The sequence below is a fragment of the Mucilaginibacter sp. A5337 genome, assembly GCF_059690695.1.
In genome coordinates this window covers 898,925-913,409 of sequence record NZ_JCAWEC010000001.1, presented here as the reverse complement: position 1 = coordinate 913,409, position 14,485 = coordinate 898,925, and the positions used below count along the sequence as shown (strand labels likewise).

Here is a 14,485-nt window from a genome sequence, read left to right as displayed (position 1 = left end):
AATACACAACACTATGTCGGCATTATATCCATTAAAATTTAAAACCATTTATAAAGACAAGATATGGGGCGGTCAAAAGATCAAAACCTATTTGCATAAGGATTTTGGCAGCCTGCCAAACTGCGGCGAAACCTGGGAGATATCAGGCGTAAAATCTGATGTTTCGGTTGTGGCTTCCGGCTCGCTTGAAGGTGAATCATTAGCTGATTTACTGGAGCAATACAAAGATGAGTTGGTTGGTAAAAAGGTTTATGATCACTTCGGTAATATCTTTCCTTTATTGGTAAAATTTATTGATGCCAATGATGACCTTTCGGTACAGGTGCACCCTGATGATAAACTGGCTAAAGAGCGCCATAACTCATTTGGTAAAACCGAAATGTGGTATATCATCGAGGCCGATCCGGGTTCGACATTGATTACCGGTTTTAACCAGGACATGACCGAGCAAAAATATGTAGACGCTTTAAACAGCGGCCATATCATGGATATTCTGAACAGGGAAGAAGCAGTTGCTGACGACGTTTTCTTTTTACCGGCAGGCAGGGTACATACAATAGGTAAAGGTTTACTGATTGCCGAAATTCAGCAAACATCTGATATCACTTATCGTATTTACGATTTTGACCGCGTTGATGATAAAGGTAACAAACGCGAGTTGCATACAGAAGAGGCTCTTGCTGCTATAGATTACAGGCATTATCCCGAATACAAAACGTTATACGAGCCTAAAGAAAATGAAACCGTAAAACTGGTTAGCTGCCCGTACTTTACAACCAATGTGCTTGATTTTGATGAAAGTACGTCGAAAGACTATTCGGCACTTGATTCATTTGTGATCCATGTTTGTGTTGAAGGCGGATATACCGTAAAATATAACAATGAAGCGTACGCCGTTAAAATGGGCGAATGTATCCTGTTGCCAAAAAGCATCGATAAAATTGAGCTGGAAACAACAGGCGGCTTTAAAATACTTGAAAGTTATATTGAATAATCCAGTGTTGATACACCTGCCTGTATGAAAAAAAGATTATTATTCTTAAGCCTGATTTTAACAATATTATTTGCCGGTAATAGCTGCAAGAAAGAAAACAGCAATCCTAAAAGCGCATTTGCCGGTAAATATGTTCTTGTTTCTGAAACTAATTTGAACATTGGAACAGGTGTATCTGAAACGTATACAAGTACAGCTTCACCTTGTATGAGCGATAACCAAACCACGCTTAAAGATGATGGAACATGGGCTGCGGCTTATGTGGGAGCTGAGGATTGCTACGTTTCAAGAACTCCGGATAGTTTCACAATTATTGGATCGAAAGGTGAATCCACTACTGGCAATTGGACAATAAGTGGTAGTAGCAGAATAAAGTTTACCTTTTCAGGTAGCAATACTTCGTACGGTCAATTGAGCAATGCAGGAGGGAAGGTTCAACTTACATTTAAAGATACCTCTCAATACTTTATATCCACATCGGTTTTAGTTAAGCAATAAAAGAAATACGGAGCATTTATTATGTTCCGTATTTCATTATGTTTTCATTTGCCTGCCGAATAGTTTGATCAAAAATTTCTGTAAGATGGTTGGTTTTTACCGGCTTGAAAATATAGTCGGTAATTTCAGAAATATTTTTACCCCGGTGAATATCATTCAGATCAACTGATGAGCTCACGATATAAACTGCAATCTTTTTCCCTAATCGGGGTTTTATTTTCGCAAATTCATTCATAAATTCCCAACCATCCATAACCGGCATATTAATATCCAGTAATATTACATCAGGTAGGTTACGATCTTCGTTTGCTTTTTCTAATGCAACAATAGCTTCTTCTCCATTTATAAAATGGCTAAGCCGGGTATTCAGTTCCTTTATACCTATTAATTTTTTTAAGCCGTAAACATAAATACTATCATCATCCACAATCCAGGTGTTAACCGGATTTCGCTCTGCAATCATCTCTCGTTAATTTAATTATGCCAGTCTGATAGTAAATTTTGTGCCAACATTTACTGTGCTGTCAACTTTGATGCTGCCGCCTAATGCTTCAATTTGGTTACGGGTAATAAACAGGCCAATGCCTTTAGCGTCGGTATTTTGATGGAAAGTTTTGTACATACCGAAAATCTTGTCGCCATAACGCTCCAGGTCAATACCGAGGCCATTATCTTCAAAAATCAGATAAATGTGATTTCCTTCTGTTAAAGTGTAGCATTTTATAACAGGCTGCCTGTCGGGGTGGCTGTATTTTAACGAGTTGGTAAGCAGGTTTTGCAAAATACTTTCCATGTAGGCCGGGATATAGCTAATCTCGGGGCATTGCGTAAAGTCACCTTCAATGCGGGCGTTTATAGCTTCAATGTTATTCTTTAACGCCGAGCAGATATTTTTGAACATCGGCTCCAATTCAACTATTTTCCGCTCTTTGGTAATTTCTGTTTGGATCTTAACTATTTCGTTAATGTGTTCAATAGTAAGATCCAGGCTATCACTGATGGTTTTTATGTGCGAAAAGATCTCCTCCCGTTCTTCACTTGTTTCGGTTTGTTCAAACAGGTTTACCATAAACTGAAGATTACCTGTATGCGAGCGAAGGTTGTGAGATACAATGTACGCGAAGTTTTGCAGACGGCGGTTTTGGTCGGTCAGTAAATTTATCGACTGCTCAAGTTTCAGCAGTTTTCTTTTTTCGCTGTCGATATCCTGCACAATGCCTTTAATAGAAGTACATTTGCCGAAATGGTTAATTACGGGTATGCCCTTTACCTTCAACCATAACATATTGTTTTTGGCCGAGCGCAGTAGTAAATTAATGTCAAAGGGCCGGCTATGCTCAAAGGTAAGGTTAATAGCATTTTGCAAAACAGGCCGGTATGGCGGCTCAAAAAAGCTAATAAACTCTTCAACACTAAGGTTTAAGTGATTTTGAAGATCAAATAAGTCATATACCTGTGTTGACAGCTCAATGGTGCCAGTGCTTTGGGCATTAATCTCCCAGCTCCCAAGGCGTGCCGTTTTAAAGGCATCATCATTAATAATCTGGTTGTGTGCCGATAATAGGTCGTTATGTTTGTAACGGTTGATGTTTACAAGCGAACCGTAAGCTATACAGCCATGCTCATTGTCCTGTTTCCTAATGGTGGTTTCAAACCACTGGTATCCATTTTTTTTTGTTAAAAAGCGTAATTGCAGCGGAGGGGCATTTTCGGTAATCCGGTTATTGATGGCGTTAAGGAAAACCGGTTTATCACCATGATAAAGTAAATGCTCAAAAAAAGTATAGGCATTGCATTCAATTTCATTTAATTGAAAATCCAATACCTTATAAAAGCCTGTCGACCACTTTACTTCCTTTGTATTGAAATTATACTTCCAGATACCCGTATCCAGATCATTGATCAAAGGGGTAAGATATATATCATCGCCAGAAAGTTTACCCTTTTCCGAAAAACTCATATCAACAATCCGTTCACTAATTCAATTTGTTTTTTGACACATGCTTATTACTAAAATATGTGCCACGATTTAAAGTTTTTAAGTTTACAACCATCAGTTGTTTGGCTGTGACTTTCCTCCCATTCATTATTCCACATTTGCTCAGCCTCAAATATAATATTTTTGATACTTTATAATGTATTCTTTTACTGGTATTTACGGTTTTTAAAATATCTTGCTATATGTACTCCTAATTGAAGTAATATTTTGTAAAATAACCTGTACTGTACTTAAATACATTAAGAGTTGAAGATATCTTCAATAAAACACTCCGATGTAATTTGATTGTAAAAAATGGTGGGCACTAAGTTAGTGAATATGGGTGAACTATTATTGAGTATTATAATGTCCTATTTTACAGGCAATTTATCTGCATTTAATTTTATGGAAAAATATTATATATTCTATTTGCTTATTAGTTCATTAAGTGCATTATTGGCAATCCATTTTGCTGATTTGGCGGGTTGGTTATAAATATTTCTTGCAGTATTAATAGCTTTAACCTTTAGTGTAATATTTCGTTTGCCTATTTGACGTAAAGCCCAGTTAACGGCCTTTTTAACAAAATTCCGGTTATCCCAGGCTTCCCGCTCCATGATGGGGAACAGGTTTATAAATACTTCATCTGGTGCAGTTTTATTATGGATGGCGTATTCGGCCATCAAAACAAAGCCGGCACGTTTCACAAACTCCTCTTCCTGACTACTATATTCAATAGCCTTATCAATGGCGAACGGGGTACGGTCAAAGAGATTGCCGCAAACCTGGTCGCAAATGTCCCAGGAGTAAAAATCGCTTACCCATTTATCCATCAATTGAGGTGTAACCTGTTGAGGGTCGGCTATCATGGAGGCCAGCATCCTGGCTTCATGTATTTGTGTATCCCAAAGGCCTAACGCCAGGTCATGGTCTTTTTTAATGACTTTTGCCAGTTTACGGATCTCGGGTAGCCTTACACCTAAAGCTTTTGAACTATCAATTCCAAAGCGGGCCATCCCTTTTAAATAGGTAGCGTCAGCTTTTTCTTTAAGCTGTTCAAGTACAAATTGTACGGCATCCATTTAGTTAGTCATGCTTTTCTTTTGAAGGGTGTTATGTATGGGCACAACCTGCATCAGGGCAGCGCTGCAATAAAAAGGGTGCAGCTCCATCACTAAAGCCCCTGCTTTGATAGCCGGGTCGGTTTCGGTAAGTTTTTGGGCTTCCTCTACAGTTTCTACATTAAAAATAAAAATGCCACGTAAGGGCTGGTTGTCCAAAAACGGACCGGCTACTACCAGCTTGCCCTCGGCAGCAAGCCTGCCAATATTTTTAAGGTGCGCCATTTGCAGCTGCATGTTAGCAGCCGAATCTTTCAGTTGCGTTGGGCCTTCTTTCAGGAAGGCCATTACATATTTTTTCATGCCATAATCATCGGCACCAAGCTTTTTTGCAAGGGCGGCATCGTAAACGGGTTTGGCGGATGGTGAACTTTGGGCTAAGCAGTTAACACTTAGTATGGCAGCGGTAAGGATAAGTAAAGCTTTTTTCATAAAATCGTTAATTAGTTATACCAAATATAACCTAATGGCTGCCAAATAAAAAGCCGGGCAAATGCCCGGCTTAAAAGCCTATACAGTACAGTATTTTATGTTAGTTGCTGAACTTTTTATTTGTTCCGCTCTTCTCGTAAAAAGCTTTATAGTCTTTGATGTTCAGCATATTATAAATAGCCTGCTTTTTATCCGGGCTATTATCATAGTAGCCCTTGCAGATCTGGTAGCCAACCCAATAACCCAGATCGGCTGGTTTATCAGCGGTTTCCTGATTGGAGTTGGCTATCCAATTGTAGCCGCGCTTTAAATACATTTCTTTTTCAAAATCGGTCCATATTTGTTTTTCGCGTCCTTTTGCCCACACATGGAGGCGCTCGTTAGCAGTATGGCCAGAAATCAGTTCGCCCAAAAAGTCGGCCATGCCTTCAACCAAAACGGCCCGGAGTAGTGTGGTATCGCCGCCTAACATGCCATCCTGGTTAAAGTGAATAAGTTCGTGAGCTACAAGGTTATGAATGTAATCAAGCTTACCAAAGTTGTTATTTTCCCAAAGGGTAAGTTCATCTACCGGTATATCAGGCGTACGAACTGCCTGGTCAAGGCCAATGAGCAGGCCATTATCTGATGAAGTGCCTCCCGATGAAAATGCACCGATTACAAAATATACATCCGGGAATTTAGCCTGCGGGTAAAGCTCTTTAAGTTTTACAAACGATGCCATCATCTGCGGCTTTTGTTTATCAACCGTATAGGTGTTTTTGCGGATGGCCGCATAAAACTTTTGCTTTTTATCATGACCTTTTACAAAGTTTTTCATGTGTATAACTTTGTATGCAAAATAATCCTGCAAGCCTGCTGATCCAGGGTCAACATAATATTGTTTGTAAATTTTAAGCCGGTTGGCTGTGTCTTTTTGAGCACGGTCATAAGCCGTCCAGAAGTTTTTAATATCGCTGGTTACAAGTTTGGCTTTTAAGGGATCATCGGTGAATCCTTTAGCCTGCTTTTCTAAGGAGTTGAGCAGCGGTCGCCATTCGGGCATTTGATGCAATGAATTGAGGTCTGAGTCTGTGATCAGGTGTATGGCATTTTTATAGCCGCTGTTTACAGCTAATTTCAATATGATCATTGCGCTATCTGTTTTACCCGATAGCGCATAGCAACAGGCCGCATTATAATAATCGCCGGTGGCCGAAGCTTTAAATTCTGCTTGTTGGGCCGATAGCAGGTAACAATGTCCGGCCTGAACAAAGTTTTTCGCCTCGTATAGACTATCGCCTTTGCTGCTCAAACTTTTTTGGCCGAATACTGCAGAGCACAACAGTGTGAGGAAGAAGGTCAGGTATTTATGCATGAGTTAAAAATAATAAATTGCAACAAAAAAGCCGGGCAACGCCCGGCTTAAAACTATTTCTCAAATCTCATATCTAATGTCTCAAATCTATCTATAGATTTCCCCGTGCTTCCTGCTCGCGCTCAATTGCTTCAAACAGGGCTTTAAAATTGCCCGCCCCGAATGATTTTGCGCCCTTGCGCTGGATGATCTCGAAGAATAATGTAGGTCTGTCTTCAACAGGTTTGGTAAAGATCTGCAGCAGGTAGCCCTCGTCATCACGATCAACCAGGATGCCTAAACGTTTCAGGGGCTCGAGGTCTTCATCTATATGACCAACGCGATCAATCAGGTCATCATAATAAGTTGAGGGTACGGTTAAAAACTCAACGCCACGGTTTTGCAGTTCGGTAACGGTTGCTACAATATCATGGGTAGCGAGGGCAAGATGTTGTACACCTTCGTCCTCATAAAATTCAAGATATTCCTCAATTTGTGATTTCTTCTTGCCCTCGGCAGGCTCGTTGATCGGGAATTTTACAAAGCCGTTCCCGTTGCTCATTACCTTGCTCATTAAAGCCGAATACTCTGTCGAGATCATTTTATCATCAAAGGTGAGGATGTTACGGAAGCCTAAAACTTCTTCATAAAAATTAACCCACTCGTTCATTTTATGCCAGCCTACATTGCCTACGCAATGGTCAACATATAACAGTCCGGCATCTGTTGGGTTATAATTACTTTCCAGTTTTTGATAGCCGGGTAAAAACAAACCTTTGTAGTTTTTACGCTCAACAAACATGTGCACGGTTTCGCCATATAATTTAATGCCGCTCGTACGCACTTCGCCATGCTCGTCAGTTAAGGTTTGTGGTTGCTGATAAGGTTCGGCGCCACGTTTAGTGGTTTGCTCAAAAGCATCATAAGCGTCATCAACCCAAAGTGCCAGCACTTTTACACCATCGCCATGTTTTTTAATATGCTCGGCAATGGGATGTTCGGAGTGTAAGGGAGTGGTAAGTACAATTCTGATCTTACCCTGCTGCAAAACGTATGATGCCCTGTCGCGTACACCGGTTTCAGGCCCGGCATAAGCCAGGTTCTGAAAGCCGAAAGCTGTTTTATAATAATGGGCCGCCTGCTTGGCATTGCCTACATAAAACTCAACGTAATCCGTACCGTTAAGGGGTAGGAAATCGGTTGTGGTTGGTTGTTTATCTAAAGTTTGAGTGTGCATTTTAATGAATTTAAATATGTCATTGCGAGGAACGAAGCAATCGCGAACTGTGCAGATTCGCTCTGTATAGCATGCGATTGCCACGCTACGCTCGCAATGATATGGGGTTAGTAGTTAATATTGCCAGCTTTTATAATAATTTTCATCCTCTATTTTAATAGCATCCTCCGTTAACATCAGCGGTCTGAAAGGATCAATCATTACAGCCAGCTCATCGGTTGATTCTTTGCCTATTGATTTTTCGACCGAGCCAGGATGCGGTCCGTGCGGGATACCGCCGGGGTGCAGGGTAATTTGGCCTTTTACCACACTTTTGCGGCTCATGAAATCACCATCTACGTAATACAAAACCTCATCGCTATCCACATTGCTGTGGTTGTAAGGGGCGGGGATTGATAGTGGATGATAGTCAAATTTGCGGGGCACAAATGAGCAAATCACAAAGTTGTTGCCCTCAAATGTTTGATGAACCGGTGGGGGCTGGTGCAACCTGCCCGTTATCGGCTCAAAATCATGGATGGATAAAGCCCAGGGGTAATGAAAGCCATCCCAGCCTATAAAGTCAAACGGATGGGTGCCATAGATGTAAGGATAAATGAGTCCTTGTTTTTTAATCAGGATTTTAAAATCGCCATGCTCATCATAAGTTTTCAGATCGGCCGGTAGTTTGATATCCCGCTCGCAATAGGGCGAATGTTCCATCAGTTGTCCGTACTGGTTACGGTAACGTTTGGGCGGACGGATAGGGCTGAAACTTTCTACAATAAAAAGCCTGTTTGCCGTACCATCAAACTCCATCTGATAAATGGTGCCGCGGGGAATCACCAGGTAATCGCCATACCGAAATTTGATATTGCCGAAACCTGTTTTTAAAGTGCCGGTACCTTCATGGATGAAAACCACCTCGTCGGCCTGACTGTTCTTGTAAAAATAGTCGGTCATGCTTTGGCGTGGTGCAGCCAGCGAAATATGCAGGTCGCTGTTTACCAGTACGGGCTTGCGGCTTTGCAGGTAATCATCTTCTGGTTGTATGTTGAAGCCTATCAAACTGGTATGCTTCAGGTGTTTTTCGCGCGCTATTTTAGGCTCCACGCTGTAGGGCTCACCAAGTGTTTTTACAATGGTGGGCGGGTAGGCATGGTACACCAGCGAATACAGGCTTGAAAAACCTTCGGTCGAAACAAGCTCTTCGGCATATAAACTACCATCGGGCTTACGGAATTGCGTATGCCGCTTAGGCGGAATTGATCCTAAACTATGATATAGAGGCATGAATTGGTTTAATTGGTTAACAATAAAACGTATAAAATGCTGATTTGTGTTCGGAATAATAAGTCCGAAAGCATTGCCCTAACCATTAATAAATAATGGTTAAAAAATGAAGATAGCGGGAATGGAAGATATTAGTATTGCGCCAGTACGATCTTGGCAAGCATAGCATCTCTGAACGATGAGGCATCGCTCATGGAGGTTAACCCCAACGAATACAGAAAATGCATTTGTATGCGTAACATGATACTAAGTTAGCGGGATTATATTTAGGATGCAAATTTAGGTGAGTGGTTGATTGAATAATGGTGAGTAGTTGATTGGGTTGATTAGGTGAGTGGTTGCCTTGTGGTTTTTTATTTATGCCACCGCTCGGCGGCGGAATATATCCGCGCAAGAAACCACTCACCTAATCAACTTAATCAACCATTCACCTAACAAAAAATCATTAGCTTTGATTATACCAATTAAGCTACTCTATGAAATTAGTATCCTATAAAACCGAAGACCGCGAACATCTTGGCGTTTTTGTTAATGGCCACATCTATAATTTAAACTCCTGCGATAAGTTGATCCCCGACAATATGAACGAGTTTTTGTGGGGAGGCCCCGAACTGATGGAACATGCTGCACGGGTTAATGAAGATATCCGGTCGGGAAAAATAGAGGCTAAAGAGGAATTGTTTTTTGAACTGATGGCGCCTGTACCTCACCCAACGTCATGTCGCGACGGTTATGCTTTCAGGCAGCATGTGGCTTCGGCGAGGCGTAACCGTAAGCTGGATATGATACCGGAGTTTGATCAGTACCCTATTTTTTACTTCACCAATCATAATGCCATACAAGGCCCCGGCGAAATTGAGTGCATGCCCGATCATTTTAAGAAACTGGATTTTGAACTGGAAGTGGCTGTAGTTTTGAATAAAAAAGGGCGCAATATAACGGCAGCCGAAGCGGATAGTTTTATTGCAGGATATATGATTATGAATGATATGAGTGCCCGCACCCTGCAAATGGAAGAAATGCTGCTAAACCTTGGCCCGGCAAAGGGCAAGGATTTCTCAACAGTGATTGGTCCGTGGTTGGTAACGCCCGATGAATTGGAGCAATACAAAGTGCCTGCAAAACCTGGTCATACAGGGAATGCTTATAACCTGGAGATGAAATGTGTGGTGAACGGCAAACAGGTATCGGCAGGTAATATGGCCGATATGGACTGGACTTTTGCCGAGATCATTGAGCGTGCTGCCTATGGTTGCGACGTTTTGCCGGGCGATGTGATAGGCTCTGGCACGGTAGGCACCGGCTGCTTCCTTGAACTGAACGGTACCGGTGTACTTAATAATGCTGATTATGAACCGCAATGGCTGCAACCCGGTGATCTGGTTGAAATGGAGGTAACAGGGTTGGGTATGCTGGGTAACATCATTGAGAAAGCAGATAGCGATTTTTCGATATTGAAGTTGAAGAAATAAGAAAATACTATCCATAGAAATACAAACGCGTCATTGCGAGTAATCACCAGAGAGCTCCTGGAAAAAATCGTGATGACGAGCAAAATATATTTTAGGGATGTTGTGCGGAGGCCGCGTTAGGGATTGCAGTGTAAAGCCCGCAGCGTGTGTAGGGAGTGAGGGTAGGAAAGGTGAGGACTTGTAACGGAAAGCCCGGGCCGCAGGCAACGCCCATGTTATAAAATTATTAAAATATCTTAATAATCAACAATTTACGATTGTGTTATTATAAGGTACGAAGTAATCCCCGATAAGCAGAGCCGCTCTGTAAAGTTCGCGATTGCTTTGTACCTCGCAATGACGGTTTAAAAGTACAACCTCCATGCCTACCATCAACATAGCCGATCTTTCGCCGGTTCAACTTCAGAGTTATTTGCACTATGTAATAGCGCCGAGGCCAATATGCCTTGCCTCTACTGTGGATAAAGCGGGTAACGTAAACCTGAGCCCTTTCAGCTTTTTTAATTTCTTTAGTACCAATCCTCCGATATGTGTTTTTTCGCCGTCGCGCAGGGTGAGGGACAATACTACCAAGCACACGCTCGAAAATGTAAAAGAAGTGCCCGAGTGCGTGATCAATATTGTTAACTATGATATGGTACAGCAAACCTCGCTGTCAAGCGTGGAGTATCCGTTGGGGGTTAATGAGTTTATTAAATCGGGGTTAACACCGCTGCCATCGCAACTGGTAAAACCGCCACGTGTGGCCGAGTCATATGTGCAGCTGGAATGCGTAGTTAACGAGGTTATTGAATTAGGGCAAAGCCATGGTGCCGGTAACCTTGTACTCGCCGAAATTAAACTGATCCACGTTAGTGACGCTGTTTTAGGCGAGGACGGAAAGATAGACCAGGTCAAAATGGACCTGGTAGCCCGTCTTGGCGGAGATTGGTATTGCCGTGTTACTAACGACAACCTGTTTAAAGTAGCCAAACCAAACACCAAAATAGGTATAGGAGTTGATGCTCTGCCTTATGCTATCCGTAATTCGAGAATATTGACCGGTAACAACCTCGGACAGTTGGGTAACCTCGAGGCGATACCCACCGATGAGGCCATTGAGGCCTTCGCGCTAACTCCCGAAATAAAAGAAGTACTCGACGCCACCATCGGCGATAGCCAAACGCGTGAACTACAATTGCATTTGAAAGCTAAACGACTGTTGGAAGTGGAAAGGGTAGAGGAAGCTTTGATGGTATTGCTAATGGAGTGATACCTGCGTGGGGAATAGCCGTGAATGTAATAAAAAATGTCATTGCGAGGAGGGACGACGAAGCAATCGCTGCTATACAGGGCCGACCTGCCTCCGTGCGATTGCCACGCTACGCTCGCAATTGACATTTTTTTTGCAATGTGGATCAATCATCAATAAGCATAATCCTTTCCTTTAAGATGATAATCAACCGGTAGCTGCCGTTTTTCAAATAGCTCATACGCTGGCTTCAATGAGCGCCAAAAGGCATCTTGTTTGTAGGCGGAATAGCGCTTTAAATTTGTATCATCCATCCTAAAGGGAAAAATGTCAACTCTGATTTGTTTTTGGCCGGCTACAAATGCTTCGTAAACCAAGGTGTAAATTTCTTCTATGCGGGCATCAGTCATGGCGTAACAACCTATCGAAGCACAATGTCCATGTACCATAATGGCGCTGCCGGTATAGCCTTTGGCTTTATCAACCACGTTGGGGTAGCCAACATTAATAGCTAAATAATAATTACTTACCGGGTTAAGCTGTTTAGGTTCAATGGTATATAAACCTTCCGGACTTTTGCCGTCACCATCGCGGGTTTTTGTACCGAGACCTCCGGAGTAGGTGCACACATCATAAGTTTTAAAAAGCTGGTATTTATTGGCCGATTTTACCCATACTTCAAGTACGCTGACGTCTTTGATAATACGGAGGTAAACAGAACCATAGGAGGCAAAGCCTTTGTCTTTAAGTTCTTTCTGAAGTTTAGGCCATATTTTAAGGCGAACATCGCTGGCCCGTTTACTGTCGGGGATTTCGGTTTTGTGAAGGGCTATTAATAGAATTAATAGCAGCAATGTGATCAGTTTAGGCATTGATTAGGTTGTTAACTATGATTGTAGCTAACGGAGTTGTTGAGAGAAAATTATATTGAATGAAGGATTTTTTATAAACGGAAAAAGCTGGTTATAACCTCCATGTCATTGCGAGTGAAGCGTGGCAATCTCGCAGCTATTCTATCGGACATACAAGGCTGCTATGCATTGGCGACGAGATTGCCGCGTCGCCCCGCGTGCTCTTTGCCCGTGCTGCTTCTCGCAATGACATTTTTTGTGAGCGGTTGATCTTATATCCCCAATACCTGCTTCAACTTTACATATCCTGTTTTGCTTACCGGGATTTTAGCGCCGGATTTCAGGATAGCGAGGTGTGCGTCCTTTTCATAAGGATCTATACGGGTGATCTGTGGTATAGCCACGATGTATGAGCGGTGTACACGTACAAAATGGTTAGGATCAAGTGTTTGCTCAAAAAAGCTCATGGTTTTATTTTTGAGGTACGAGCCCTCTTTGGTAATCACGCTTACATAGTCATCATCGGCCTGCAGGTACTCAACATCGGCAACAGGGATGATCTTTACTTTGGTACCGGTTTTTACCACAATGCGCTCGTGTTGTGCAGGGGATTGAGTGGCTGCGGTTTCCAGCAGTTCTTCCGTTTGTTTAGGGGCAGGTTTTGGAGCTGCCGTAGCCAGGAATTTTTCTACTGCTTTATTAAAGCGCTCTTTACTGAAAGGTTTTAACAGATAATCGACCGCGTGGGCTTCAAAAGCTTTTATGGCGTATTCATCAAATGCGGTGGCAAATATCACGGCAGGGGGCTGCTCAACCAGTTCAAGCATTTCAAAGCCGGTAATTTTAGGCATCTGGATATCTAAAAAAACCAAATCGGGCTGGTGCTGCTGAATAGCTTTAAGACCTTCAAAGCCATCGTTACATTCCTGTATCAGTTCAATGTCTTTAAAATCAAGCAGGTATTCCCTTACAACCATGCGGGCTAAAGGTTCATCATCAATAATTAAAGCTCGCTTCATAGTTGCGGTATTTTTATAATGGTTGTGTACAGATCATCGCTCGCATGGGTTTCCATTAAATCATTGCGGGCATACAGCAAATATAATCGCCGTTGCACTCCCCGCAAACCAAAACCTGTACCTTTTTTTGGTTTGGATGTTTGCGGATCATACGGGTTCTGTACCATTAAATTCAGATAGCCATCCTCAATTTCACCACGAATGCTCACGGTAACTTCGCCTATGGTATCATAAAGGCCAAATTTAATGGCATTTTCAACCAAAGGCTGTAACAACATGGATGGTAATATGGCGGTTCCGCATTTTGGGTCGCAGCTTATTTCGGTTTGTAAACGATGACCAAAGCGTACTTTTTCTATATCGAGGTATAAGTTGAGGTGCGCAAGTTCTTCAGTGAGGCTCACCTGCAGCTGATCGTCTTTCTTAAGCGTTCCGCGTAAAAAGTCGGATAGCTGGTGGATCATCCTGCGGGCCTCATCAGGTTTAAAGCCAATAAGCGCGTTGATAGAGTTAAGACTGTTAAACAGGAAGTGGGGCTGCAATTGCTGCCTCAGGTTATATAATTCGGCTTCGCGAGCCAGTTGCTCGGCTTCGGTTTTACGTTTCAGGGTTTCTTTCTGATCCAGTTGCGAAAACCACAATAAGCTGATCATAGCCATCCAGCCGATGGCCAAAAAGTCGGTGAACAAGCGGATGGTTAATGATTGGGCCAGGAAACCCGTATAAATGGTGTCGCTGTTTATTAACGGTAAAAGGTAACGGCAGCCGGCTGTACAAATGCCTGCAAGCGCAACGCACCATATAAACAGGTTAATGTAACTGCCTTTACCGGGTTGGTAGTAGCGTAAGTTATTATTGATAAGCCAGCAGGCGCATGAAAGCAATATGGCGCTCAACAGGCCATCAGTAGCGGCAGTGAACCATAAAAAACCAAAACTATGGATGATGTAAGTTTGCAGTGCAGCCCAGGCCACACCGCATATTACAAATGCCGCGTATAGTTTTGATGATTGTATTGATGGAACTTCCAAAACGGGTTGCTTT

Annotated in this window: 14 protein-coding genes; 4 read left to right on the top strand and 10 right to left on the bottom strand. The window is 42.4% G+C overall.

The window, feature by feature from the left end; genetic code table 11:
• Window positions 1–13: 13 nt before the first annotated feature.
• Together AC59JO_RS03725 and AC59JO_RS03720 are read left to right on the top strand one after the other, a co-directional pair.
• Window positions 14–994, top strand: coding sequence for a type I phosphomannose isomerase catalytic subunit (locus AC59JO_RS03725; RefSeq protein WP_413669257.1), 981 nt, complete (start codon window positions 14–16; stop codon window positions 992–994).
• A gap of 24 nt (window positions 995–1,018) precedes the next feature.
• Window positions 1,019–1,492, top strand: coding sequence for a hypothetical protein (locus AC59JO_RS03720; protein WP_413669256.1), 474 nt, complete (start codon window positions 1,019–1,021; stop codon window positions 1,490–1,492).
• A 19-nt stretch (window positions 1,493–1,511) separates the two neighbouring features.
• Here the strand turns inward: AC59JO_RS03720 and AC59JO_RS03715 are convergent, their stop codons facing one another.
• From AC59JO_RS03715 to AC59JO_RS03685, 7 genes are all read right to left on the bottom strand, one after another.
• Window positions 1,512–1,955: a response regulator gene (locus tag AC59JO_RS03715; protein WP_497303502.1), complete on the bottom strand. Its 444-nt coding sequence runs from the start codon at window positions 1,953–1,955 to the stop codon at window positions 1,512–1,514.
• 15 nt (window positions 1,956–1,970) lie between these two features.
• Complete coding sequence (locus AC59JO_RS03710) at window positions 1,971–3,452, bottom strand: sensor histidine kinase (protein WP_497303500.1); 1,482 nt, start codon at window positions 3,450–3,452, stop codon at window positions 1,971–1,973.
• A gap of 443 nt (window positions 3,453–3,895) precedes the next feature.
• Window positions 3,896–4,552 carry a DNA alkylation repair protein gene (locus AC59JO_RS03705; protein WP_497303498.1) on the bottom strand — a complete coding sequence of 219 codons (657 nt, stop codon included), beginning with the start codon at window positions 4,550–4,552 and terminating at the stop codon, window positions 3,896–3,898.
• A complete protein-coding gene (locus AC59JO_RS03700) occupies window positions 4,553–5,023 on the bottom strand; it encodes a YciI family protein (RefSeq protein ID WP_413669252.1) in 471 nt (156 codons plus the stop codon).
• A 100-nt stretch (window positions 5,024–5,123) separates the two neighbouring features.
• The gene (locus tag AC59JO_RS03695; protein WP_497303496.1) at window positions 5,124–6,380 is read right to left on the bottom strand and encodes a gliding motility protein GldB-related protein; all 1,257 of its coding nucleotides are present in this window, start codon (window positions 6,378–6,380) and stop codon (window positions 5,124–5,126) included.
• Window positions 6,381–6,471: 91 nt separating this feature from the next.
• On the bottom strand, window positions 6,472–7,596 hold the full coding sequence (hppD, locus tag AC59JO_RS03690; RefSeq protein ID WP_497303494.1) for a 4-hydroxyphenylpyruvate dioxygenase: 1,125 nt from the start codon (window positions 7,594–7,596) through the stop codon (window positions 6,472–6,474).
• Between the two features lie 114 nt (window positions 7,597–7,710).
• Window positions 7,711–8,868, bottom strand: coding sequence for a homogentisate 1,2-dioxygenase (locus tag AC59JO_RS03685; RefSeq protein ID WP_497303492.1), 1,158 nt, complete (start codon window positions 8,866–8,868; stop codon window positions 7,711–7,713).
• 476 nt (window positions 8,869–9,344) lie between these two features.
• On the opposite strand from AC59JO_RS03685, the gene AC59JO_RS03680 reads away from it, so the two are divergent.
• Window positions 9,345–10,340 (top strand): fumarylacetoacetate hydrolase family protein, encoded by a 996-nt coding sequence (locus AC59JO_RS03680; protein WP_091218073.1) that lies wholly within the window; start codon window positions 9,345–9,347, stop codon window positions 10,338–10,340.
• 361 nt (window positions 10,341–10,701) lie between these two features.
• On the top strand, window positions 10,702–11,592 hold the full coding sequence (locus AC59JO_RS03675; RefSeq protein ID WP_497303489.1) for a flavin reductase family protein: 891 nt from the start codon (window positions 10,702–10,704) through the stop codon (window positions 11,590–11,592).
• A 152-nt stretch (window positions 11,593–11,744) separates the two neighbouring features.
• Here AC59JO_RS03675 and AC59JO_RS03670 read toward each other — a convergent pair whose 3' ends face one another.
• The 3 genes from AC59JO_RS03670 to AC59JO_RS03660 all read right to left on the bottom strand — a co-directional run bounded on the left by AC59JO_RS03670 (window position 11,745) and on the right by AC59JO_RS03660 (window position 14,472).
• On the bottom strand, window positions 11,745–12,443 hold the full coding sequence (locus tag AC59JO_RS03670) for a L,D-transpeptidase family protein (protein WP_497303487.1): 699 nt from the start codon (window positions 12,441–12,443) through the stop codon (window positions 11,745–11,747).
• A gap of 251 nt (window positions 12,444–12,694) precedes the next feature.
• Window positions 12,695–13,441 carry a LytR/AlgR family response regulator transcription factor gene (locus tag AC59JO_RS03665; RefSeq protein WP_091218063.1) on the bottom strand — a complete coding sequence of 249 codons (747 nt, stop codon included), beginning with the start codon at window positions 13,439–13,441 and terminating at the stop codon, window positions 12,695–12,697.
• Entirely contained in the window at window positions 13,438–14,472 is a 1,035-nt protein-coding gene (locus AC59JO_RS03660) for a sensor histidine kinase (RefSeq protein ID WP_244281115.1), read from the bottom strand. Before AC59JO_RS03660 ends, AC59JO_RS03665 begins: the two co-directional genes overlap by 4 nt.
• Window positions 14,473–14,485: the final 13 nt, after the last annotated feature.

What these genes read in the sequence shown, in the direction of transcription:
- hppD (WP_497303494.1), bottom strand. Translation starts at nt 7,596, where the DNA reads ATGCACACTCAAACTTTAGATAAACAACCAACCACAACCGATTTCCTA.
- AC59JO_RS03725 (WP_413669257.1), top strand. Translation starts at nt 14, where the DNA reads ATGTCGGCATTATATCCATTAAAATTTAAAACCATTTATAAAGACAAG.
- AC59JO_RS03685 (WP_497303492.1), bottom strand. Translation starts at nt 8,868, where the DNA reads ATGCCTCTATATCATAGTTTAGGATCAATTCCGCCTAAGCGGCATACG.
- AC59JO_RS03665 (WP_091218063.1), bottom strand. Translation starts at nt 13,441, where the DNA reads ATGAAGCGAGCTTTAATTATTGATGATGAACCTTTAGCCCGCATGGTT.
- AC59JO_RS03680 (WP_091218073.1), top strand. Translation starts at nt 9,345, where the DNA reads ATGAAATTAGTATCCTATAAAACCGAAGACCGCGAACATCTTGGCGTT.
- AC59JO_RS03705 (WP_497303498.1), bottom strand. Translation starts at nt 4,552, where the DNA reads ATGGATGCCGTACAATTTGTACTTGAACAGCTTAAAGAAAAAGCTGAC.
- AC59JO_RS03700 (WP_413669252.1), bottom strand. Translation starts at nt 5,023, where the DNA reads ATGAAAAAAGCTTTACTTATCCTTACCGCTGCCATACTAAGTGTTAAC.
- AC59JO_RS03670 (WP_497303487.1), bottom strand. Translation starts at nt 12,443, where the DNA reads ATGCCTAAACTGATCACATTGCTGCTATTAATTCTATTAATAGCCCTT.
- AC59JO_RS03710 (WP_497303500.1), bottom strand. Translation starts at nt 3,452, where the DNA reads ATGAGTTTTTCGGAAAAGGGTAAACTTTCTGGCGATGATATATATCTT.
- AC59JO_RS03695 (WP_497303496.1), bottom strand. Translation starts at nt 6,380, where the DNA reads ATGCATAAATACCTGACCTTCTTCCTCACACTGTTGTGCTCTGCAGTA.
- AC59JO_RS03715 (WP_497303502.1), bottom strand. Translation starts at nt 1,955, where the DNA reads ATGATTGCAGAGCGAAATCCGGTTAACACCTGGATTGTGGATGATGAT.
- AC59JO_RS03720 (WP_413669256.1), top strand. Translation starts at nt 1,019, where the DNA reads ATGAAAAAAAGATTATTATTCTTAAGCCTGATTTTAACAATATTATTT.
- AC59JO_RS03675 (WP_497303489.1), top strand. Translation starts at nt 10,702, where the DNA reads ATGCCTACCATCAACATAGCCGATCTTTCGCCGGTTCAACTTCAGAGT.